Raw genomic sequence first — 20,685 nt, forward strand, 5'->3', positions numbered from 1 at the left:
GCGTCGCGGACCCGCCCGCACCGACCCGCAGCGCCGCCCGACCCCTCCGGTCGGGCGGCGCTCGTGCGTCCGCGGGCGACGCCTGCGCGGGCACCGCGGGCGGGGGAGATCACCCGGCATCTGGTTGAAACTTCACTCACTCATCGGGGATGCTGTCCTGGACACCTGACCAAGTACCGGGCGGACACCGACGTCGCGGCTCGACGACGCGTGGGAGCGACGGATGACGACGGCACGCCCTGTCCGGCAGTGGAACGGCCTCACCGTTCCCGAGGCCGGCACCTACACCCTCGACGAGGCGCACAAGCGCATCGGGTTCACCGGGATGCACATGATGGTCTCGCCCGTCCGGGGCGAGTTCACCCGGGCGCGCGCCACGATTCTCGTCGGCGAGGACCCGCTCGCCTCGGCGGTGTCCGCGACGATCGAGACCGCGAGCCTCACGACGCACCACGAGGAGCGCGACGCGCACCTGCGCAGCGCCGACTTCCTCGACGTCGACGCGTACCCGACGATCGAGTTCCGCAGCACCGCGGTCACGTGGCAGGGCGAGCAGCAGGACCAGATCCTCGCGTGGGCGCGACTGCGGAACCGTTCGCCCGAGCGCGCCGAGCTCGCGCCGGAGCGGGTGCAGCCCCGGACGGCGCAGGCCGGGCGGTTCCTCGTCGAGGGACTGCTCACCGTCCGCGGCGTCACGCACCGGACCGTGCTGTCGATGCAGTACGGGGGCGCGCGCCGCGACCCCTACGGCCGCGACATCTTCGGCTTCCACGCCGCGGGCGAGATCGACCGCGAGAGCTTCGGTCTCGTGTGGAACGTGCTGCTCGAGACGGGCGGGTTCCTCGTCGGCAAGAAGATCGGCCTCGAGATCGCGGGGGAGGCCCTGCACCAGGCCTGACGTCCGGTCCGTCAGGGCGCGTCGCGCACGACGGCCCCGCGGGCGACCCAGACGTGCCACACACCGCGCTCCGGGTGGACGTGCTCGAAGGCGACGCGGCCGCCGTCCTCGTGCGTGACGACGCCGGCGAGCACGACGCGGCGCCCCCGGCGGTCGACGGTCGTCCAGCGGGCGGGGACCGGAGGGAGCAGCGGCGTCGCGGGGGAGCGCGGCGCGGGTCGGCGGGCGGGTCGGTCGTGCGGCATGCCCAGGAGGACGCGGTCCGGCACGCGTTCTCGCGCGCGAGACCGGGTGAAACCCTCGGGCGCGCAGGACGTAGCATGACGCGCGACACGGGGTGCCCCGCCGAGGGCTGAGATGAGACCCGTCGAACCTGCTCTGGCTCGTACCAGCGAAGGGATGTCCCGCGATGACGCTCGCCCTGCCCCCGCACGACCCCGCACCCCGACGCGACCGCGCCCACCGGCCCGCGGCCGACCGCACGCCCGGTGCGGCCGGCGGCCCGGGTGCCCTGCCCGCGCGGCCGCGCGTCCTGTCGATCGCGGGGACCGACCCGACCGGGGGCGCGGGCATCCAGGCGGACCTCAAGTCCTTCGCCGCGCACGGCGCGTACGGCATGGCCGTCACGACGGCGCTCGTCGCGCAGAACACGCACGGCGTGCGGTCCGTGCACGTCCCCGGTCCGACGTTCCTGCGCGAGCAGCTCGATGCCGTGTCCGACGACGTCGAGATCGACGCCGTGAAGATCGGCATGGTGGCCGACGAGGCCAACGCCCGCGAGATCGGGGCGTGGCTCGACGCGCTCGCGGCCGCGCGGACCGACGCCGGGCTCCCGCGGCCCTGGGTCGTCCTCGACCCCGTCATGGTCGCCACGTCGGGGCACCGGCTGCTCGACGCGGGCGCGGAGCAGGCCGTGCGCGACCTCGCGGCACGGGCCGACGTCGTCACCCCCAACCTCCCCGAGCTGGCCGTCCTCGCGGGCCGCGACGTCGCGACGACGTGGGACGACGCGCTGACCCAGGCCGCGTCGTACGCGGAGACGAGCGGTGCCGTCGTGCTGCTCAAGGGCGGCCACCTCACCGGTGCGACGTCGCCGGACGCCCTCGTCGTGCCCGCCGGCCCGTCGTCGGACGCGGCACCGACCGTCACGACGTTCGACGGCGAGCGCGTGGACACGCCCCATACGCACGGCACCGGGTGCTCGCTCTCCGCGGCGCTCGCTGCCCTGCGCCCGCAGCGTGCGGGCTGGGAGGAGGCAGCGCGCGACGCCAAGGACTGGCTCACCGGCGCGCTGCGCGGCGGGGCGGTGCTGCGCGTCGGGACCGGCCGGGGCCCGGTCGACCACCTGCACGCCTCGTCGCCCGTCGTGCCGCGCTGACACGCGGACCGCGCGCGAGCAGCGGTCACGTCGGTCAGGCGCGGGCCACATCCTCCTCGGCCGTCGCGTAGACGCACTCGTAGCCCGGCGGGACCCAGCGCCACCGCGCGTCGACGTCCTGGATCGCGACGCCGTCCGGGCGGTCGGCGACGCACGCGTCCGCCTGCTGGCGCAGACCGACCGACACCCAGTACACGGCGAGCGCCGCGGCGAGCAGGACGGAGAGGATGGTCACGGCGCGGCGGAGGGCGGGGGTGGGGCCGCCGTCGGACCCGTCCTCCTCGCCCGGCCGCGCGGGCACCCAGTCCCAGCTCACGCGTCGCCCGTCTCCGCGGCCGGGTCAGGCGCCGCGGCTGCGTCAGGGACGAGCAGCACCTTGCCCGTGGTCGCGCGGCCCTCCAGGGCGCGGTGCGCGTCGGCGGCGTCGGCGAGCGCGAACGTGGCGCCGACGCGCACGTGCAGCGTGCCGCCCGCGACGGCGCCGAGCACCTCGGTCGCCCGCTCGACGAGCTCGGCGCGCGTCGCCGTGTGGTCGGCGAGCTTGGGGCGCGTGAGGAAGAGCGACCCGCCCGCGTTGAGCCGCTGCGGGTCGAACGGCGGGACCTGCCCGGACGAGCCGCCGTAGAGCACGAGCGTGCCCCGGCGGTGCAGCGACGCGAGCGACGCGTCGAACGTGTCCTTGCCCACCGAGTCGTACACCGCCGCGACGCCCTCGCCGCCCGTGAGCCCGCGCACGACCTCCGGCAGCTCGGTGGTGAGGTCCGCGAACGCCGTGTACTGGATCGCGTGCTCGGCGCCCGCGCCGCGCGACAGCTCCGCCTTCTCGGGCGTCGAGACCGTCGAGATCACGTGCGCGCCCCGTGCCACGAGCATCTGGGTCAGGAGCAGTCCGACGCCGCCCGCGCCCGCGTGCACGAGCACCCGGTCGCCCGGGCGGACCGGGTAGGACGACGTGCACAGGTAGTGCGCGGTGAGGCCCTGGAGCGCGACGGCGGTCGCGTCGTCGAGCGACACGGCGTCGGGGACGTGCAACGCCTGGGCGGCGTCCACGACGACGAGGTCCGCGTACGACCCGGGCGCCTCGGTCCACACGACGCGGTCGCCGACGGCGAAGCCCTCGACGCCGTCGCCCACCTCGGCGACCACGCCCGCGCCCTCGCTGCCGACCACGTGGGGGTATTCCATCGCGTACACGCCGGAGCGCTTGTACGTGTCGATGAAGTTCACCCCGGCCACGGCCGACCGGACGAGGAGCCGACCCGGCCCGGGCGAGGGGTCGGGCAGCTCGGTGTACTCCAGGACGTCGGGGCCGCCCGCCGCGCGGGCCACGATCGCGTGCATGGCCCCAGCCTAGGGTCGTGCGGCGAGCCCGGCCGAGCTCCCGGTCGTGGTCGCGTCCGTCCCGGCGCCGCCCGCGACCCCTGCGCCGACCGCGTCGTCCTCGACCAGGCGGGGCGGACGCGCGTGGCCCGCCGACGCGTGCCACCGGCCGAACCGGCGCTCGACGTGCACCGGGTGGTCGAAGCAGCGCGTGACGTGCTCCGTGACGAGCACGTCCGCGGCGGCGCCCGCGGCGACGACGCGGCCGTGCGCGAGCAGGAGCGCGTGGCTCGTCGTGGTCGGCAGCTCCTCGAGGTGGTGCGTCACCAGCACCGAGGCGACGTGCGGGCGGGTCGCGCGCACGGCGTCGAGCGTCTCGAGGAGCTGCTCGCGCGCGGCGACGTCGAGCCCGGTGGACGGCTCGTCCAGCAGGAGGAGCGCGGGGCCGGGCAGGAGGGCGCGCGCCACGAGCGCCCGTCCCCGCTCGCCCTGGGAGAGCGTCGGCCAGGGGTCGCGCGCGCGGTGCCCGAGGCCGAGGTCGGCGACCAGCCCGCGGGCGACGGCGACCTCGGCCGGGGTCGGCTGCCAGCGCGGGCGCCAGTCGACGGTCCCCGTGAGGCCGGTCAGGGTCACCTCGAGCACGGTCAGCGGCGAGCGCAGGTCGTGGCGCGGGTCGACGTGGCCGATGCGGCGGTGCAGGGTGTGGACGTCCACGCGACCCAGGCGCTCGCCGAGCACGTGCACCGTGCCGCGGGTCGGGTGCCGACGCGCCCCGCAGAGCCCGAGGATCGTGCTCTTGCCCGCCCCGTTCGGCCCGAGCAGCGCCCAGTGCTCGCCCGCCCGGACGGTGAGGTCGACGCCGTCGAGGATCGCCCGTCCCTCCCGCACCAGGTCGACGCCGCGCAGGGACAGGACCTCGGCGCTCACCGCTCGCCGCCCGTCGCGCCGGGGTCGCGCCCGGCGACCTTCGCGTGGACGGCTGCGAGGTGCTCGCGCGCCGCCCCGGACGCGCGGACGGCGTCGCGCTCGCGCACGGCGTCGAGGATCGCCTCGTGCGCGTCCTGGTCGTGCCGGTGCGCCTCGCCCGCGCGGTCGAGGTCGACCATCGCGACCATCGCGCGCCGCAGGCGCGGGACGAAGGTCGCGAACAGCTCGCCCAGCACGGCGTTGTGCGCGGCGTCGACGACCGCCCGGTGGAAGACCAGGTCCGCGTCCACGTACTCGGCGGCCGAGGACGTCGCCGGGACCTGCCCGCGGCGGGAGAGCGCCGTCGTCATCGCACGGAGGTCCGCGGGGGTGCGGCGCGCGGCGGCGAGGCCGGCAGCCTCGGTCTCGAGGGCGGCGCGGACCTCCAGCACGTCGACGATCTCCCCGCGGCGCAGCACCTCGTCCCAGTCGTCCGCGGTGTCGGTCGACACGACGTACACGCCCGACCCCTGCCGGCTGTCGAGCACGCCGCGCCCCGCGAGCTGGCGGATCGCCTCGCGGACGGTGGAGCGTCCGACGCCGAGCTCGGTCGCGAGCGCCTGCTCGCCGGGCAGCCGGTGGTCGAGGGGCCAGACGCCGGAGCGCACGCGGTCGAGCAGGAGCTCGGCCGCCTGGTCCGCGAGGGGGCGCCGGTGCAGCGCGGTCATGGGTTACCTCTCAGGTTGTCTGAGGACTTGTTCGGCGCTAGCGTACCTGGCATGTCCTGGACGGCGCTCCTCCTTCTGCGCCACGGCGGGGTCTGACCGGACCGGCCCCCCGCCGTGGGGGTCCGTCGCGCGCCGGTCGCCCACCGCCCCGTTTCCGCGGGGCGCGAGCCGAAGGACAGCCAGACCATGACCGCTCCCACCCTCCCTGCGCGGACCCCCGGCGCCTCGACCGATCGCTCGACCGGGCCCGCTCCCTCCTGGTACCGCCAGCGCCCCTCGCGCATGCCCTCGTTCCGGTATGCCGACGTCCACGCGCGAGTCGACGTGCCGGAGCTGCCCGACCGTCGGTGGCCCTCGCGCCGGCTCACGCAGGCGCCGCTGTGGGTCCCCGTCGACCTGCGCGACGGCAACCAGGCGCTCGCGGAACCGATGGACCCGGCGCGCAAGCGCCGCTTCTTCGAGCTGCTCGTCGCGATGGGGTACACCGAGATCGAGGTGGGCTACCCGTCGGCGTCGCAGACCGACTTCGACTTCGTGCGCCTGCTCGCCGAGACCGACCTCGCGCCCGAGCACGTCACGGTCGTCGTGTTCACCGCCGCGCGCGCGGACCTCATCGCGCGCACGGTCGAGTCCGTGCGCGGACTGCGCAACCCCGTCGTCGTCCACGTCTATGCCGCGACGGCGCCCGTCTGGCGCGACGTCGTCCTCGGTCGCGACCGCGAGGAGCTCGCCCGGCTCATCACCGACGCCGGGGCCGACGTGCTGCGCCACGCCGGCGACGACCCGCGCGTCCGCTTCGAGTTCTCGCCCGAGGTGTTCAACCTCACCGAGCCGGACTACGTGCTCGACGTGTGCGACCGCATGACCACGCTCTGGGACGCGACGCCCGAGCGCCCGGTGATCCTCAACCTGCCGGCGACGGTCGAGGTCGCGACGCCCAACGTCTACGCCGACCAGATCGAGTACATGGACCGGAACCTCGCGCGGCGCGACGGGGTGATCCTCTCGGTCCACCCGCACAACGACCGCGGGACGGGCGTCGCGTGCGCCGAGCTCGCCGTCCTCGCCGGGGCGCAGCGCGTCGAGGGGTGCCTGTTCGGCAACGGTGAGCGCACCGGGAACGTCGACCTCGTGACCCTGGGCCTCAACCTGCACGCGCAGGGCGTCGACCCGATGGTCGACTTCTCGGACCTCGACGGGATCCGGGACGTCGTCGTCGCGTGCAACCGGATCGACGTGCACCCGCGCCACCCCTACGTGGGCGAGCTGGTCCACACCGCCTACTCGGGCACGCACCAGGACGCGATCCGCAAGGGCATGGCACGGCACCGGGCCGACGCCGCGGCGTCGGGCCTCGACCCCGCCCGGGCGCCGTGGCGCGTGCCCTACCTGCCCGTCGACCCCGCCGACCTCGGGCGGACGTACGAGGCTCTCGTCCGCGTGAACAGCCAGTCCGGCAAGGGCGGCGTCGCGTACGTGCTGCACTCCGTGCACGGCCTCGACCTGCCCCGCGGTCTCCAGGTCGACCTCGCGCGCCGCGTCCAGGAGCACGCCGACGCCACCGGCGCCGAGGTGACGCCCGACGCGCTCCTCGCGCTGTTCGACGCGGCCTACGCGCGCCCCGGCGCCGTCGAGCCCCTCGCGTGGACGAGCCGACGCGCCGACGACGGGACGGAGCACCTCGACCTCCAGGTCACAGTCGACGGCGAGCGCGTCGCCACGTCCGGGACGGGCAGCGGCGCGGTCGACGCCCTCGTCGACGCGCTGGCCCGCCTCGACCGCCCGGTCGAGGTCCTCTCGCTCGCCCAGCAGTCCGTCGGCACCGGCAGCGACGCGACCGCGATCACCTACCTCGAGCACCGCGGCCCCGACGGCGCCCCGCGCTGGACCGTCGGCCGCGACACCTCCGTCCTCGGCGCGAGCGTCCGCGCCGTCTGCGCGGCGACGGACTGAGGTCGCGGGGTCCGCGCCCTCGCTCGAGCCGTACACGCGATGACGAAAGGGGAGAAGTGGCCCCACGAGTGAGGTCTGACGGGGCCACTTCTCGCATCTCGGCCGGGGACCACCCGCCACGCGGGCGGTAGGACGGTCCCCACGCCCGGACCGGGCGTGACCGCCGGACCGGGGCTGCGGGTCGTGCGGTGACGGGCAGGACGAGCGGTGGGGTCGGACCGTGTGCGCAGGACGTCAGAGGCGCACTCCTTGAACCCCCGCCCGAAAGACCAGGGTGACGGTGCGCCAGTCCCAGCACACGGTCCGACCCCACCGCGGACCCGACCCGGCGGGCAGGAGACCCGACCTCACCGCGGGCCCGACCACGCGTACCGTGGGTGGGGCCATGGGCCCGCGCGTTGCATAAGTATGTATAGTGATGCATATGACGATCAGAGTCGCGGTCGCGGGTGCGTCCGGGTACGCAGGTGGAGAGACGCTCCGCCTGCTCGCCGGGCACCCGGAGGTGGAGATCGGCGCCGTCACGGCGCACAGCAACGCGGGGACGCTCCTCGGTGAGCACCAGCCGCACCTGCGATCCCTCGCCGACCGCGTGCTGCTGCCGACGAGCGTCGAGCACCTCGTGGGGCACGACGTCGTCGTCCTCGCGCTGCCGCACGGCGCGTCGGGGGAGATCGCGGCGCAGCTCCCGGACGACGTGCTCGTGCTGGACCTGGGCGCGGACCACCGGCTGGAGTCCGCGGCGGACTGGGCGGCGTTCTACGGCTCCGAGCACGCGGGCACGTGGCCGTACGGGCTGCCGGAGCTGCTCCTCACGCACGAGCCCGGCGCCGCCGCGAGCGAGACGAAGCAGCGCGAACGGCTCGCCGGTGCGCGCCGCATCGCGGTGCCGGGCTGCAACGTCACGGCGGTCACGCTGGGCATCCAGCCGGGTGTCGCGTCCGGGCTCGTCGAGGCGCGCGACCTCGTCGCGGTGCTCGCCAACGGGTACTCGGGCGCGGGCAAGTCGCTCAAGCCGCACCTGCTCGCGTCCGAGGCGCTCGGGTCGGCCCAGCCGTACGCCGTCGGCGGGTCGCACCGGCACATCCCGGAGATCGCGCAGAACCTGCGGGCCGCGGGGGCCCCGGCCGTGAGCATCTCGTTCACGCCGACGCTCGTGCCCATGCCGCGCGGCATCCTCGCCACGGTGACGGCGCGCCTGTCCGACGACGCCGCCCGCCTCGACCCCGCGGAGCTCGACGCGCGCGTCCGCTGGGCCTGGGAGGACGCCTACGTCGGCGAGCCGTTCGTCCGGGTGCTGCCCGTGGGGCAGTGGCCGACGACGGCCATGACGCTCGGCGCCAACACGGCGCTCGTCCAGGTCGCCGTCGACCACGCGGCGGGTCGCGTCGTCACCGTCACGGCGATCGACAACCTCGTCAAGGGCACCGCGGGCGCCGCGGTGCAGTCCATGAACATCGCGCTCGGCCTGCCGCAGACGGCGGGCCTCACGACCGAGGGGGTCGCCCCGTGACCGTCACCACCCCGCAGGGCTTCCGGGCCGCCGGCGTCGCCGCCGGGCTCAAGTCCACGGGCGCCCGCGACGTCGCGCTCGTCGTCAACGACGGGCCGCTCGACGTCGCCGCGGCCGTCCTCACGACGAACCGCGTGTTCGCCGCACCGGTCGCGTGGACGCGGCAGGCCGTGAGCGACGGGCGCGCGACGGCCGTCGTGCTCAACTCGGGCGGCGCCAACGCGTGCACCGGGCCGGACGGCTTCGCCGACACGCACCGCACGGCGGAGCACGTCGCCGACGTGCTCGCGACGTCCGCGGGCGACGTGCTCGTGTGCTCGACGGGCCTCATCGGCGTGCGCCTGCCGCTGGAGAAGCTGCTCGCCGGGGTCGACGCGGCCGCGGCGGCGCTCGCGGACCCGGCGGCCACCGTCGACGGGGGCGGCGACGCCGCGCTCGCGATCATGACGACGGACACCGTGCCCAAGACGGTCTCCGTGGTCCGCGAGGTCGCCGACGCCACCGCGACGGACGGTGCGGCGACGTGGACGGTCGGGGGAATGGCCAAGGGCGCGGGCATGCTCGCGCCCGGCCTCGCGACGATGCTGTGCGTGCTCACGACGGACGCCGTCGTCGACGCCGCGACGGCCGACGCCGCGCTGCGCGCCGCGACCCGCACGACGTTCGACCGCGTCGACTCGGACGGCTGCATGTCGACGAACGACACCGTGATCCTCCTGGCCTCCGGTGCGTCCGGGGTCGAGGTGACGCTCGACGAGCTCACGGACGCCGTGACCGAGGCCAGCGCGTCGCTCGCGCGCCAGCTCGTGGCCGACGCCGAGGGCGCGAGCCACGACGTCGCCGTCACCGTGGTGAACGCGTCGAGCGAGGACGCCGCGGTCGCGGTCGCGCGCGCGGTGACGCGCTCCAACCTGTTCAAGGCCGCGATCTTCGGCAACGACCCGAACTGGGGGCGCATCGTCTCGGCCGTCGGGACGGTCCCCGAGGACGTCGCGCCGTTCGACGCGCTCCTGCTCGACGTGTCGGTCAACGGCGTCCAGGTGTGCCGGGCCGGGGGAGTGGGCGAGCCGCGCGAGCTCGTCGACCTCGCGGCCGAGCGCGAGGTGCGCGTCGAGATCGACCTGCACGCCGGCTCCGCGACCGCGACCGTCTGGACCAACGACCTCACGCACGACTACGTCCACGAGAACAGCGCGTACTCCTCATGAGCGACCCGACCACTCCCACGCCCCACCCGGACGACGCCGCGTTCGACACGCGCACCGACCTGCGCCCCGAGCAGAAGGCCGAGGTGCTCGTCGAGGCCCTGCCGTGGCTGGAGGAGTTCGCCGGCGCGCTCGTCGTCGTCAAGTACGGCGGCAACGCCATGGTCGACGACGCGCTCAAGGCCGCGTTCGCCGAGGACATGGTCTTCCTGCGCCGCGTCGGGCTGCGCCCCGTCGTCGTGCACGGCGGCGGCCCGCAGATCTCGGCGATGCTCGACCGGCTCGGCATCGAGTCCGAGTTCCGCGGCGGCCTGCGCGTCACGACGCCCGAGGCGATGGACGTCGTGCGCATGGTGCTCACGGGCCAGGTCTCGCGCGAGCTCGTCGGCCTCATCAACGCCCACGGGCCGTACGCCGTCGGGCTCTCGGGCGAGGACGGCGGCCTGCTGCAGGCCCAGCGCCGGCACGCGACCGTCGACGGCGAGCCGGTCGACGTCGGGCTCGTCGGCGACGTCGTCGAGGTGCACCCCGCCGCGGTCCAGGACCTGCTCGACGCCGGGCGCATCCCCGTCGTGTCGACCATCGCCCCCGACCTCGAGGACCCGACCCAGGTGCTCAACGTCAACGCGGACACCGCCGCCGCGGCGCTCGCGGTCGCGCTCGGCGCGAAGAAGCTCGTCGTCCTGACCGACGTCGAGGGTCTGTACACGTCGTGGCCCGACACGGACTCGCTCGTCGCGCAGATCACGCGCTCCGAGCTCGCGCCGCTCCTGCCGTCCCTCTCCGCGGGCATGGTCCCCAAGATGGAGGCGTGCCTGCGCGCCGTCGAGGGCGGCGTCCCCGCGGCGACCGTGATCGACGGGCGCGTGCCCCACTCCACGCTGCTCGAGGTCTTCACCACCCAGGGCAACGGGACCATGGTCGTCCCGGACCCCGCGGGCGCATCGGCGCCCGTGCCCGCCACGACCACCGGAGGAGCCGCGTGAACGCCCTCGACCACCCGGCGGACGCGCCCGCGCCCGCGACGACGAGCGCCGTGACTGCCCAAGCCGACGGCTCCGTCGCCCAGTGGACCGACCGGTACACCCACGCCGTCATGGACACGTTCGGCCCGCCGCAGCGCGTGCTCGTGCGCGGCGAGGGCGCGTACGTGTGGGACGCCGACGGGAAGCGCTACCTCGACCTGCTCGCGGGCATCGCGGTCAACGCGCTCGGCCACGCCCACCCGACGCTCACGGCGGCGGTCTCCGCCCAGCTCGGCACGCTCGGGCACGTCTCGAACTTCTTCGGGACCCCGACGCAGATCGCGCTCGCCGAGCGCCTCCTGGCGCTCTCGGAGGCGCCCGAGGGGTCGCGCGTGTTCTTCACGAACTCGGGCACCGAGGCGAACGAGGCGGCGTTCAAGATGACGCGCCGGAACAATGGCACGGGGCGTCGGACGCGGGTCCTCGCGCTCCAGGGCGGCTTCCACGGCCGGTCGATGGGCGCGCTCGCGCTGACGTCGAAGGCCGCGTACCGCGAGCCGTTCGAGCCGCTCCCGGGCGGGGTGGAGTTCGTCGCGTTCGACGACGTCGCCGCGCTCGAGGAGGCCTTCTCGCCCGCCGCGGTCGCCGCGCGCGGCGAGGTCGCGGCGCTCGTCGTCGAGCCGGTGCAGGGGGAGGCGGGCGTGCGGTCGCTCTCGCCCGGCTACCTCGTCGCGGCGCGCGAGCTCACGGCGCGCCACGGCGCGCTGCTCGTGCTCGACGAGGTGCAGACGGGCGTCGGGCGCACGGGCTCGTGGTTCGCCTACCAGCAGCCCGAGGTCGGCGGCGGGATCGTGCCCGACGTCGTCACGCTCGCCAAGGGCCTCGGCGGCGGCTTCCCCGTGGGTGCCGTGGTCGCGTACGGCGAGCGGGCGGCGACGCTGCTCGGCCGCGGTCAGCACGGCACGACGTTCGGGGGCAACCCGGTCGCCGCCGCGGCGGCGCTCGCGACGCTCGGGGTGATCGAGCGCGACGGGCTCCTCGAGAACGTGCGGACCGTCGGGGCGCTCCTGCGCGACGGCATCGCCGGGGCCGGGAACCCGCTCGTCGCGGGCGTGCGGGGGCGCGGGCTGCTCCTCGCCGTCCAGCTCACCCGGCCCGTCGCGGCGGACGTCGCGCGTGCGGCGCTCGACGCAGGGTTCGTCGTGAACGCCGTCGCGCCCGACGCGATCCGCCTCGCGCCGCCCCTGATCCTCACGCCCGAGCAGGTGCGGGACGTCGTCGGGTTCTTCGCGACCGTCACCGTCCCGGCCGACCCGACCGCCGCGTCCGGCGCGACGCCCACACCTACCGGCCCCACGACGAGGAGCTCCTGATGGCCCCCCGGCACTTCCTGCGCGACGACGACCTCACGCCCGCCGAGCAGCGTCAGGTCCTCGAGATCGGCCTCGCGTTCCGCGACGACCGCACGTTCCGCCAGCCCCTGGCCGGACCGCAGGGCGTGGCCGTGCTGTTCGACAAGCCGACGCTGCGCACGCAGCTCTCGTTCGCGACGGGCATCGCCGAGCTCGGGGGCTTCCCGGTCGTCGTGGACGGCCGGCTCGCCCAGGTCGGCGTGCGCGAGTCCGTCGCGGACGTCACGCGCGTGCTCGACCGGCAGGCGTCGGCGATCGTGTGGCGCACGTTCGGCCAGGACCGGATCGAGGAGATGGCGGCGATCAGCCGGGTCCCGGTCGTCAACGCGCTCACCGACGACTTCCACCCGTGCCAGATCCTCGCGGACCTCCTCACGATCGCCCAGCTCCGCGGCGGTACCGGAGCGCTCGCGGGCCAGACGCTCGCGTACGTCGGCGACGGGGCGAACAACATGGCGCACTCCTACCTGCTCGGTGGCGCGACCGCCGGCCTGCACGTGCGGATCGGGACGCCCGACGGGTACCCGCCCCACCCCGTGTTCGTCGCCGACGCCGAGCGGATCGCGGCCGAGACCGGCGGCTCGGTGCGCGTCACGTCCGACCCGGTCGAGGCCGTCGCGGGGGCGGACGTCGTCGCGACCGACACGTGGGTGTCGATGGGGGACGAGGCCGAGGCCGAGCAGCGCGCGCTGCCCTTCGTGCCCTACCAGGTGAACGACGACCTCCTCGCGCACGCGAAGGACGACGCGATCGTCCTGCACTGCCTGCCCGCCTACCGCGGCAAGGAGATCACCGCCGAGGTGATCGACGGCCCCCGCTCGGCGGTGTGGGACGAGGCGGAGAACCGGCTGCACGCCCAGAAGGCGCTGCTCACGTTCCTCCTGGAGCGGTCGTGACCGAGGCCCGCACGGCGACGACGAAGACGGCGCGCCACGCGCGCATCGCCGAGATCGTGCGCCGCACCGAGATCCACTCCCAGGCGGAGCTCGCGCGCGAGCTCGAGCGCGAGGGGCTGTCGGTGACGCAGGCGACGCTCTCGCGCGACCTCATCGAGCTGCGCGCGGAGAAGGTGCGGGGCGCCTCGGGCGCGCTCGTGTACGCGGTGCCGGGGGAGGGCGGGGACCGCAGCGTGCAGACCGCGGAGTCGCCCGAGTACCTCGCGGCCCGGCTCGCGCGCCTGTGCTCGGAGATGCTCGTGTCCGCCGAGGCGTCCGCGAACCTCGTCGTGCTGCGCACGCCTCCCGGCGCGGCGAACTACCTCGCGTCGGCGATCGACCACTCCGTGCTCCCGCACGTGCTCGGCTGCATCGCGGGCGACGACACGATCCTCGTCATCGCGCGCGACCCCGACGGCGGCGCCGAGCTCGCGCGCCGCTTCCTCGAGCTGTCCGGGCCCCACGGCGGGCCCGTCCCCGGCACGCCGGACTGACCGCCGTCGGACCATCCCTCGCGCGGCGGACCGCCCTGCGAGACTGGACCCCGGACCCCACCCGCACGTCACAGAAAGAGACCGTCATGACTGAACGCGTCGTGCTCGCCTACTCGGGCGGCCTGGACACGTCGGTGGCCATCGGCTGGATCGCCGAGGCCACGGGCGCCGAGGTCGTCGCCGTCGCGGTCGACGTCGGCCAGGGCGGGGAGGACCTCGAGGTCATCCGGCAGCGCGCCCTGGACTGCGGCGCCGTCGAGGCGTACGTCGCCGACGCGCGCGACGAGTTCGCCGCCGAGTACTGCATGCCCGCGCTGCGCGCGAACGGCCTGTACCTCGACCGCTACCCGCTCGTCTCCGCGATCTCGCGGCCGGTCATCGTCAAGCACCTCGTGCGGGCGGCGCGCCAGTTCGGCGCGACGACCGTCGCCCACGGCTGCACGGGCAAGGGCAACGACCAGGTGCGCTTCGAGGTCGCGACGACGTCGCTCGCGCCCGAGCTCAAGACGATCGCGCCCGTGCGCGACCTCGCGCTCACGCGCGAGAAGGCCATCGAGTACGCCGAGAAGCACTCCCTGCCGATCGCGACGACCAAGCACAACCCGTTCTCGATCGACCAGAACGTGTGGGGCCGCGCGGTCGAGACCGGCTTCCTCGAGGACATCTGGAACGCCCCGACCAAGGACGTCTACAACTACACCGACGACCCGACGTTCCCGCCCGTCGCGGACGAGGTCGTCGTCACGTTCGAGCAGGGCGTCCCGATCGCGCTCGACGGCGTCGCGGTGACGCCGCTGCAGGCGATCCAGGAGATGAACCGCCGCGCGGGCGCCCAGGGCGTCGGGCGGATCGACATCGTCGAGGACCGCCTCGTCGGCATCAAGTCGCGCGAGGTCTACGAGGCTCCGGGCGCGATCGCGCTCATCACCGCGCACCAGGAGCTCGAGAACGTCACCCTGGAGCGCGAGCAGGCCCGCTTCAAGCGCGGCGTCGAGCAGCGCTGGACCGAGCTCGTCTACGACGGCATGTGGTTCAGCCCGCTCAAGCGCTCGCTCGACGTGTTCATCGACGACACGCAGCGGTACGTCTCCGGCGACGTGCGCCTCGTGCTGCACGGCGGACGGGCGACCGTGACCGGCCGCCGCTCGGAGGCGAGCCTGTACGACTTCAACCTGGCGACCTACGACGAGGGCGACTCGTTCGACCAGTCGCAGGCCAAGGGGTTCATCGAGATCTACGGTCTCACCGCGAAGCTCGCCGCCGCGCGCGACGAGAAGTTCGGCAACGGTGTGGACCTCGGGGCAGGAGCACTGTGAGCACGCACGACGACCAGGGCGTCACGGACGCCACCCAGCCCGACGGGACCGCCGCGCCCGGGGACGTGGACCAGGACGCGCCGGCGGGCGGGCGCGTGAGCCTCTGGGGCGGGCGCTTCGCCGGCGGTCCCGCCGACGCGCTCGCCGCGCTGAGCAAGTCGACGCACTTCGACTGGCGCCTCGCGGGCCAGGACGTCGCGGGCTCGAAGGCCCACGCGAAGGTCCTGCACGCCGCGGGCCTGCTCGACGACGACGAGCTCGACGGGATGCTCGCGGCGCTCGAGCGCCTGCGCGAGGACGTCGCGTCGGGCGCGTTCGTCGCGGCCGACGACGACGAGGACGTGCATACCGCGCTCGAGCGCGGGCTCATCGAGCGCGCCGGGCCGGAGCTCGGCGGCAAGCTGCGCGCGGGCCGGTCGCGCAACGACCAGATCGCGACGCTCACGCGCATGTACCTGCGCGACGAGGCACGCACGATCGCGCGCCTCGTGCTCGACGTCGTCGACGCGCTGATCGAGCAGGCCGCCGCGCACCCGGGCGCGGCGATGCCCGGCCGCACGCACCTCCAGCACGCCCAGCCGGTGCTCCTCGCGCACCACCTGCTCGCCCACGCGTGGCCGCTGCTGCGCGACGTCGACCGCTTCATCGACTGGGACGTGCGCGCCGCGCGCTCGCCGTACGGGTCGGGGGCGCTCGCGGGCTCGTCGCTGGGCCTCGACCCGGCGGCCGTCGCCGCCGAGCTCGGGTTCGACGGCCCGGTCGAGAACTCGATCGACGGCACCGCGTCGCGCGACGTCGTCGCGGAGTTCGCGTTCGTCGCCGCGATGCTGGGCGTCGACCTCTCGCGCCTCGCGGAGGAGGTCATCCTCTGGGCGACCAAGGAGTTCGGCTTCGTGCGCCTGCACGACTCCTACTCCACGGGGTCGAGCATCATGCCGCAGAAGAAGAACCCCGACGTCGCCGAGCTCGCGCGCGGCAAGGCGGGCCGCCTCATCGGCGACCTGACGGGCCTGCTCGCGACGCTCAAGGGCCTGCCGCTCGCGTACAACCGCGACCTCCAGGAGGACAAGGAGCCGGTGTTCGACCAGGTCGACACGCTCGAGGTGCTCCTGCCCGCGTTCTCGGGCATGGTCGCGACGCTCGAGTTCGACACCGACCGCATGGCGTCGCTCGCGCCGCAGGGGTTCTCGCTCGCGACGGACGTCGCCGAGTGGCTCGTGCGCGAGGGCGTGCCGTTCCGCGTCGCGCACGAGGTCGCGGGCGCGTGCGTGCGCGCGTGCGAGGAGCGCGGCATCGAGCTGTGGGACCTCTCGGACGACGACCTCGCGTCGATCTCCGAGCACCTCACGCCGGGCGTGCGCGACGTGCTGAGCGTCGAGGGCTCGCTCGCGTCGCGCGACGCCGTGGGCGGCACCGCCCCGGTGCGGGTCGCCGAGCAGCTCGAGGCCGCGAAGGAGCGCTCGGCCGAGTACCGCTTCTGGGCCCAGGACTGACGGCGCCCGTGCCGAGGGTGCGCGCGTGAGCGTCGACCAGGACGTCCTCGCGGACCTCGTGCGTCGCGTGCGCGACGCCGACCCGCGACTCGGCCCGTCGCACGGCCCGGGCAACGGGCCGGCCGGAGAACGCGCGTCGGGCACCCGGCTCGTGGTGATTGACGGGCCCGCCGGCTCGGGCAAGACCACGCTCGCCGCCCAGCTGGGCGAGGCACTGCCCGCACAGGTGCTCCACATGGACGACCTGTACGAGGGCTGGCGCGGGCTCGAGCCCGCGTGGAGCCGCCTGGACGAGTGGGTCCTCGCGCCTCTCGCCGCGGGTCGTCCGGGTCGGTACCGCCGGTTCGACTGGACGCTCGACCGCTTCGCCGAGTGGCACGACGTCGCCCCGGCGCCGTACCTGGTCGTCGAGGGGTGCGGGGCGGGTCGCCGCGAGGCGGACGGCGTGGCCGCGCTGCGCCTGTGGGTCGAGGCCCCGGACGACGTGCGCCTGCGCCGGGGGCTCGACCGGGACGGCGAGGACCAGCGCGCGCACTGGCTCGCGTGGATGCTCGACGAGCATGAGCACTACGCCCGCAACGCCTCGCGCGAGCGCGCGGACGTCGTGCTCGACGGGTGGGGGAACGTCGTGCGCGCGGCGGACCGATGAGCGCCGGCCGCGACGGCGCGTCCGACGCGCAGGTCGAGGCCGCCCGGTCCGCCTGGGACCGCGCCGTCCGGGCGACCGACGGCCTCGCGGCCGGGGTGACGACGTTCGCCGTCGTGGGCACGGCGACGGCCGTCGTCCTCGCCGCGACCGCCCGCTCGGCGACGCTCTCGACCTGGTTCCTGCTCCCGAGCCGGAGCAGCACCAGGTCGGGAACGTGGTGGGTGTGGGACGTCCCGACCGCCGACGTGTGGTGGATCACCGTGGCCGTCCTGCTGCCGCCCGCGGTCGCGGCGCTCGTCGGTGCGCGGCGGACGCGCCGTCGGCGTGCCGAGATCGAGACGGGGCTGGCCCGCGAGGGCGGACGTCCGCCCGTGGCGGGCTCGCCGGCGTCTCGACCACGACGCGGCGCGCGGAGCGCACCCAGCGCGGCGCAGCGCCGTGCTCGGGAGGCCGCGGCGGCCCGTCGGCGGGTCGTCCGGCAAGGGCGCTGGGTGGAGCGCCGGCGTGCCTACCCGGCACCGCTCGCGCTCGTGAGCGCCGTCGTGGCCGCGACCGCGGGGACGTGGTGGGTCCTCGCCCTCGTCGTCGCCGGGTCCGGCGACGCCGTCCCCGTCCGTCTGCGGAGCCTCGCGGCCGGCTGCTGGGTTCCCGCCACGTGGGTGAGCCTCGCCCTGGTCGCCGTGCTGGCCTGGTACGTGGGTCCGCGTCCGCCGCGGCGGAGCCCGCGCGAGCGCGACGGGGCGTAGATTCCCCACGACGGAAGGTGGTGCGAAGTGACGGACGCCGTGGCGCAGACGACGGGGACCGGGGAGTCCCGCGCCGTCGGACCGTGGGACGTCCCTGCCCGGGGGTGGTACGCGCGCGACGTCCACGAGGTCGCGCGCGACCTGCTCGGGTCGTTCCTCACCCGCCGCAGCGACGCGGGCGACGTCACCCTGCGGATCACCGAGGTCGAGGCGTACGACGGCGAGCGCGACCCGGGGTCGCACGCCTTCCGTGGCCGCACCGAGCGCAATCGCGCGATGTTCGGCGAGCCCGGCCGGCTGTACGTGTACCGGCACCTCGGGCTGCACCACTGCGTCAACGTCGTGTGCGGGCCGGTCGGCAGGGCGTCCGCCGTCCTGCTGCGCGCGGGCGAGGTGACCGACGGCGTCGACCTCGCCCGGTCGCGGCGGCTCGTCGCCGGGAGGTGCGACTCCGACCGCCAGATCGCGCGGGGTCCCGCGCGCCTCGCCGTCGCGCTCGACCTCGACCTGCGCCAGTACGGCGCGGAGCTCACGGACCCCGACGGGGAGCTCGTGCTGCACCGCGCGTCCGGGGGGCCGCTGCGTCCCGCGATCGCGACCGGTCCGAGGGTCGGGGTCTCGGGCGACGGGGGAGACGGCGACCTCTACCCGTGGCGCTCCTGGCTCGCGGGCGACCCCACGGTCTCGGCCTACCGCCGCGTGAGCGCCCGCGCGCGGTGAGCGCCCGCCCGGTGGGCGGTGGACGTCGGACGCCGCGCGGCACGGCAGACTAGGACACGCTGCCGCACGGCAGCACCGGACGTGCCCGGTCCACGGGTACTCGACGAAGGAGCAGAAGTGAGCGACGTTCTCGACGAGCTGCAATGGCGGGGCCTGGTGGCGCAGTCCACCGACGAGGCCGCGCTGCGCGCCGCGCTGGCCGAGGGCCCGATCACGTACTACTGCGGCTTCGACCCGACGGCACCGAGCCTCCACCACGGCCACCTCGTGCAGCTCGTCGTGCTGCGTCACCTCCAGCTCGCGGGCCACCGCGCCGTGGCGCTCGTGGGCGGGGCGACGGGCATGATCGGCGACCCGCGCCAGTCGGGGGAGCGGGTGCTCAACACCAAGGAGACCGTCGCGGAGTGGACCGAGCGGCTGAAGTCGCAGGTGTCACGCTTCCTCGACTTCGAGGGGGACAACCCCGCCCTCCTCGTGAACAACCTCGACTGGATCTCCGAGCTGTCGGCGATCGACTTCCTGCGCGACGTGGGCAAGCACTACCGCCTCGGCACGATGCTCGCGAAGGACACCGTCGCGCGCCGCCTGCGCTCGGAGGAGGGGATCAGCTTCACCGAGTTCAGCTACCAGATCCTGCAGGGGATCGACTTCCTCGAGCTGTACCGCCGGCACGGCGTGTCCCTCCAGACGGGGGGCAACGACCAGTGGGGCAACCTGCTCTCGGGCGTCGAGCTCATCCGCAAGACCGAGGGGGCGGCCGTGCACGTCCTCACGACGCCGCTCATCACCAAGGCCGACGGGACCAAGTTCGGCAAGACGGAGGGCGGGGCGGTCTGGCTCGCGCCCGACATGATGAGCCCGTACGCCTTCTACCAGTACTGGCTCAACGCCGCGGACGAGGACGTGGTGGGCTGGCTGAAGATCTTCACGTTCCGCACGCGCGAGGAGATCGCCGAGCTCGAGACCGCGGTGCGCGAGCGGCCCGGGGCGCGCGAGGCACAGCGCGCGCTCGCGTCGGACGTGACGACGCTCGTGCACGGGGCGGAGGCGACGGCGTCGGTGATCGCCGCGAGCCAGGCCCTCTTCGGCCGGGGCGAGCTCGCCGGCCTGGACGCGGGAACCCTGGGCGCGGCCGTCGCCGAGCTGCCGCGCACGGCGGCGCAGGTGGGCGACGCGGTCGTCGACCTCTTCGCAGCGTCGGGCCTCGTCGCCTCCAAGGCGGCCGCGCGTCGAGCGGTGGCCGAGGGCGGGGCGTACGTCAACAACGTCAAGGTGACGAGCGAGGACGCCGTCCTCGCGGCGGAGGACCTGCTGCACGGGCAGTTCGCCCTCCTGCGCCGGGGGAAGAAGACGCTCGGTGTCGCCGTCGCGGACGGCGCCGCCGGCTGAGCAGCCGAGTCGGCATGAGGACGGAGGGGCCGGACCGCGTCGAGCGGGACCGGCCCCTTCGTCGTCCCGTCGTGGCGGGAGGACCGCGCGACCCGGCCGTCCCGCGCCGCGACGGGGCGACCGCGAACCGAGCGTGGGACGGCGCTGCCGCGGGGGAGAAGGGAGCGCACCACACGGATTTGGCACCCGGTCGGAGCGCGTGTAGTGTTCTCGACGTTCGCCCGGCAGGGAGGAACGGACACCGGTTCTCGATCGCACGAGACGGTGGCTGGTCCCCCGGGCGCTCCCCCTCGAGAAGGACACGGAGCCTCGCGCGCCGTGACATGATCGGGGATGCCGGTTCCCCCGGCTCCCTCCGCTCGGATCACCGAGTTGGAGAGGGCGCTGAGGGTCTGGTATATTAGAGAAGTTGCCCCAAGCGAGGTTCTGCCCGGTCGGGTGGTGCTGAGTTGGTGTGTGTCGGTTGTTTGAGAACTCAACAGTGTGCTTGTTAGTCAATGCCAATTTTTTGTCCCTGTGGCATGGCTGATCGTCTTCACCCGTCGGGTGGGGTGGTTGGTTGTGTCTGGGATTCCTTTGGTTGATTTCGGAAGATGATGTCATCTTTCGTGTTGATGCCAGTTTTGTGAACCCTGGTGGGTTCGCTTCGTATGGATTGTTCATCA

At 74.7% G+C, this 20,685-nt stretch carries 20 protein-coding genes and 1 riboswitch; of the genes, 15 read left to right on the forward strand and 5 right to left on the reverse strand.

Annotated features, from left to right (window positions below; translation table 11 throughout):
• Positions 1-223: 223 nt before the first annotated feature.
• Positions 224-898 carry a YceI family protein gene (locus tag NHH00_RS08635; RefSeq protein ID WP_253051402.1) on the forward strand — a complete coding sequence of 225 codons (675 nt, stop codon included), beginning with the start codon at positions 224-226 and terminating at the stop codon, positions 896-898.
• Between the two features lie 11 nt (positions 899-909).
• Here the strand turns inward: NHH00_RS08635 and NHH00_RS08640 are convergent, their stop codons facing one another.
• Positions 910-1,167: a hypothetical protein gene (locus tag NHH00_RS08640; protein WP_253051403.1), complete on the reverse strand. Its 258-nt coding sequence runs from the start codon at positions 1,165-1,167 to the stop codon at positions 910-912.
• Positions 1,168-1,221: 54 nt separating this feature from the next.
• Positions 1,222-1,315, forward strand: a riboswitch (TPP riboswitch).
• On the opposite strand from NHH00_RS08640, the gene thiD reads away from it, so the two are divergent.
• On the forward strand, positions 1,308-2,276 hold the full coding sequence (gene thiD, locus NHH00_RS08645) for a bifunctional hydroxymethylpyrimidine kinase/phosphomethylpyrimidine kinase (RefSeq protein ID WP_253051404.1): 969 nt from the start codon (positions 1,308-1,310) through the stop codon (positions 2,274-2,276). It overlaps the preceding riboswitch by 8 nt.
• Before the next feature lie 34 nt (positions 2,277-2,310).
• On the opposite strand, the gene NHH00_RS08650 is transcribed toward thiD, so the two are convergent.
• Genes NHH00_RS08650 through NHH00_RS08665 form a run of 4 tightly spaced genes read right to left on the reverse strand, consistent with a single transcriptional unit; the run spans position 2,311 to position 5,230 of the window.
• Complete coding sequence (locus tag NHH00_RS08650) at positions 2,311-2,592, reverse strand: hypothetical protein (RefSeq protein WP_253051405.1); 282 nt, start codon at positions 2,590-2,592, stop codon at positions 2,311-2,313.
• The gene (locus tag NHH00_RS08655) at positions 2,589-3,617 is read right to left on the reverse strand and encodes a quinone oxidoreductase family protein (RefSeq protein ID WP_253051406.1); all 1,029 of its coding nucleotides are present in this window, start codon (positions 3,615-3,617) and stop codon (positions 2,589-2,591) included. Before NHH00_RS08655 ends, NHH00_RS08650 begins: the two co-directional genes overlap by 4 nt.
• Before the next feature lie 9 nt (positions 3,618-3,626).
• Positions 3,627-4,523, reverse strand: a complete 897-nt coding sequence (locus NHH00_RS08660; protein ID WP_253051407.1) for an ABC transporter ATP-binding protein — start codon at positions 4,521-4,523, stop codon at positions 3,627-3,629.
• Positions 4,520-5,230, reverse strand: coding sequence for a FadR/GntR family transcriptional regulator (locus NHH00_RS08665; RefSeq protein WP_253051408.1), 711 nt, complete (start codon positions 5,228-5,230; stop codon positions 4,520-4,522). The genes NHH00_RS08660 and NHH00_RS08665 overlap by 4 nt, the downstream gene beginning before the upstream one ends.
• A gap of 186 nt (positions 5,231-5,416) precedes the next feature.
• On the opposite strand from NHH00_RS08665, the gene NHH00_RS08670 reads away from it, so the two are divergent.
• From NHH00_RS08670 to tyrS, 13 genes are all read left to right on the forward strand, one after another.
• Positions 5,417-7,183: a 2-isopropylmalate synthase gene (locus tag NHH00_RS08670; protein ID WP_374614635.1), complete on the forward strand. Its 1,767-nt coding sequence runs from the start codon at positions 5,417-5,419 to the stop codon at positions 7,181-7,183.
• A 418-nt stretch (positions 7,184-7,601) separates the two neighbouring features.
• Positions 7,602-8,696: an N-acetyl-gamma-glutamyl-phosphate reductase gene (gene argC, locus NHH00_RS08675; protein WP_253051409.1), complete on the forward strand. Its 1,095-nt coding sequence runs from the start codon at positions 7,602-7,604 to the stop codon at positions 8,694-8,696.
• Positions 8,693-9,904 carry a bifunctional glutamate N-acetyltransferase/amino-acid acetyltransferase ArgJ gene (gene argJ / locus NHH00_RS08680; RefSeq protein ID WP_253051410.1) on the forward strand — a complete coding sequence of 404 codons (1,212 nt, stop codon included), beginning with the start codon at positions 8,693-8,695 and terminating at the stop codon, positions 9,902-9,904. The genes argC and argJ overlap by 4 nt, the downstream gene beginning before the upstream one ends.
• Complete coding sequence (gene argB, locus NHH00_RS08685) at positions 9,901-10,887, forward strand: acetylglutamate kinase (protein ID WP_253051411.1); 987 nt, start codon at positions 9,901-9,903, stop codon at positions 10,885-10,887. Before argJ ends, argB begins: the two co-directional genes overlap by 4 nt.
• Positions 10,884-12,239 (forward strand): acetylornithine transaminase, encoded by a 1,356-nt coding sequence (locus tag NHH00_RS08690; RefSeq protein WP_374614638.1) that lies wholly within the window; start codon positions 10,884-10,886, stop codon positions 12,237-12,239. The genes argB and NHH00_RS08690 overlap by 4 nt, the downstream gene beginning before the upstream one ends.
• Positions 12,239-13,174, forward strand: coding sequence for an ornithine carbamoyltransferase (gene argF / locus NHH00_RS08695; protein WP_253051412.1), 936 nt, complete (start codon positions 12,239-12,241; stop codon positions 13,172-13,174). Before NHH00_RS08690 ends, argF begins: the two co-directional genes overlap by 1 nt.
• The gene (locus NHH00_RS08700) at positions 13,171-13,707 is read left to right on the forward strand and encodes an arginine repressor (RefSeq protein ID WP_253051413.1); all 537 of its coding nucleotides are present in this window, start codon (positions 13,171-13,173) and stop codon (positions 13,705-13,707) included. Before argF ends, NHH00_RS08700 begins: the two co-directional genes overlap by 4 nt.
• Positions 13,708-13,793: 86 nt before the next feature.
• On the forward strand, positions 13,794-15,023 hold the full coding sequence (locus NHH00_RS08705) for an argininosuccinate synthase (protein WP_253051414.1): 1,230 nt from the start codon (positions 13,794-13,796) through the stop codon (positions 15,021-15,023).
• 65 nt (positions 15,024-15,088) lie between these two features.
• Positions 15,089-16,516 carry an argininosuccinate lyase gene (gene argH / locus NHH00_RS08710; protein WP_253051478.1) on the forward strand — a complete coding sequence of 476 codons (1,428 nt, stop codon included), beginning with the start codon at positions 15,089-15,091 and terminating at the stop codon, positions 16,514-16,516.
• A gap of 25 nt (positions 16,517-16,541) precedes the next feature.
• On the forward strand, positions 16,542-17,165 hold the full coding sequence (locus NHH00_RS08715) for a uridine kinase family protein (protein WP_253051415.1): 624 nt from the start codon (positions 16,542-16,544) through the stop codon (positions 17,163-17,165).
• Complete coding sequence (locus tag NHH00_RS08720; protein WP_253051416.1) at positions 17,162-17,911, forward strand: hypothetical protein; 750 nt, start codon at positions 17,162-17,164, stop codon at positions 17,909-17,911. The genes NHH00_RS08715 and NHH00_RS08720 overlap by 4 nt, the downstream gene beginning before the upstream one ends.
• Positions 17,912-17,950: 39 nt before the next feature.
• The gene (locus NHH00_RS08725) at positions 17,951-18,631 is read left to right on the forward strand and encodes a DNA-3-methyladenine glycosylase (protein ID WP_253051479.1); all 681 of its coding nucleotides are present in this window, start codon (positions 17,951-17,953) and stop codon (positions 18,629-18,631) included.
• A gap of 117 nt (positions 18,632-18,748) precedes the next feature.
• Entirely contained in the window at positions 18,749-20,020 is a 1,272-nt protein-coding gene (gene tyrS / locus NHH00_RS08730; protein WP_253051417.1) for a tyrosine--tRNA ligase, read from the forward strand.
• The last annotated feature ends 665 nt before the right edge of the window (positions 20,021-20,685 follow it).

This window comes from Cellulosimicrobium cellulans (assembly GCF_024124905.1).
Taxonomy (GTDB): Bacteria; Actinomycetota; Actinomycetes; order Actinomycetales; family Cellulomonadaceae; genus Cellulosimicrobium; species Cellulosimicrobium cellulans_G.

What these genes read in the sequence shown, in the direction of transcription:
- thiD (WP_253051404.1), top strand. Translation starts at nt 1,308, where the DNA reads ATGACGCTCGCCCTGCCCCCGCACGACCCCGCACCCCGACGCGACCGC.
- argB (WP_253051411.1), top strand. Translation starts at nt 9,901, where the DNA reads ATGAGCGACCCGACCACTCCCACGCCCCACCCGGACGACGCCGCGTTC.
- NHH00_RS08670 (WP_374614635.1), top strand. Translation starts at nt 5,417, where the DNA reads ATGACCGCTCCCACCCTCCCTGCGCGGACCCCCGGCGCCTCGACCGAT.
- NHH00_RS08720 (WP_253051416.1), top strand. Translation starts at nt 17,162, where the DNA reads ATGAGCGCCGGCCGCGACGGCGCGTCCGACGCGCAGGTCGAGGCCGCC.
- NHH00_RS08665 (WP_253051408.1), bottom strand. Translation starts at nt 5,230, where the DNA reads ATGACCGCGCTGCACCGGCGCCCCCTCGCGGACCAGGCGGCCGAGCTC.
- NHH00_RS08705 (WP_253051414.1), top strand. Translation starts at nt 13,794, where the DNA reads ATGACTGAACGCGTCGTGCTCGCCTACTCGGGCGGCCTGGACACGTCG.
- argF (WP_253051412.1), top strand. Translation starts at nt 12,239, where the DNA reads ATGGCCCCCCGGCACTTCCTGCGCGACGACGACCTCACGCCCGCCGAG.
- NHH00_RS08635 (WP_253051402.1), top strand. Translation starts at nt 224, where the DNA reads ATGACGACGGCACGCCCTGTCCGGCAGTGGAACGGCCTCACCGTTCCC.
- argC (WP_253051409.1), top strand. Translation starts at nt 7,602, where the DNA reads ATGCATATGACGATCAGAGTCGCGGTCGCGGGTGCGTCCGGGTACGCA.
- NHH00_RS08655 (WP_253051406.1), bottom strand. Translation starts at nt 3,617, where the DNA reads ATGCACGCGATCGTGGCCCGCGCGGCGGGCGGCCCCGACGTCCTGGAG.